General features: G+C 69.4%; 1 pseudogene. It reads right to left on the bottom strand.

Annotation, left to right across the window (positions count from 1 at the left end):
• A pseudogene (locus tag DO944_RS15800) lies at positions 1-209 on the bottom strand (HNH endonuclease); the annotation flags it as partial.

The raw sequence follows: 209 nt of genomic DNA, 5'->3' as shown, positions 1-209 counted from the left end.
CGTCGGATGCGGCGATGGTGTGGTCGAGTTCGCAGCGGATGGCGGGTTGTCGGCATCCGGGGAACCGGCAGTGCCGGTCTCGGGCTCGGAGCAGCCTGACCATGGCGGCGGTGGGCCGGTAGCTGTCGCATTCGAGGACGGTTCCGGTGACCGGGTGGGTGAGCAACCGGTCCCAGGAGGTCGCGTTACCTGCGAGTTCGCGTGCGGTG

This window comes from Microbacterium sp. SMR1, from assembly GCF_003289625.1.
Taxonomy (GTDB): domain Bacteria; phylum Actinomycetota; class Actinomycetes; order Actinomycetales; family Microbacteriaceae; genus Microbacterium; species Microbacterium plantarum.
The sequence above is the reverse complement of the archived record's forward strand: the minus strand, read 5'-3'. Positions and strand labels throughout refer to the sequence as shown.